This is a genomic window from Photobacterium sp. R1 (genome assembly GCF_054600795.1).
Window position 1 is genome coordinate 1 of the sequence record NZ_BAAHZP010000211.1, and the last position, 367, is coordinate 367.

The window sequence follows — 367 nt, forward strand, 5'->3', positions numbered from 1 at the left end:
CCCTGGCTCGCTGTGTATTTGCGATAGACCGCGTTTGCCGGTATGGGTAAACGTTGAGGCAGTACCACCTGATAACGCTGACCGGCTACCGGCAAACCATAAGCGATAAAGTCAAACACACCACCAATGTTTCTGGCCTCTGCATCTGGCGGGATTTCACCGGCCAGCAGCTGTACGCCCCCCGTCTGATTCCCTGCAATCGTCACGCCTTTATGCAGGCAAACACCCGGGTCGCCTTCCAGCAGATAGCGGCCTGATACCTGAACCTGCTCAGGTATGACATTACAGTCTGCCGCCATATCCAGATAATCCGGAATACCGTCTTCATCGCTGTCTGTAAAACCTTCCAGATTATCGGGCAGCAGAT

General features: G+C 54.0%; 1 protein-coding gene. It reads right to left on the reverse strand.

Annotated features, from left to right (window positions below):
* On the reverse strand, positions 1-367 hold a 367-nt coding region (locus tag ACYP03_RS24710), incomplete at both ends, for a hypothetical protein (protein WP_459782485.1).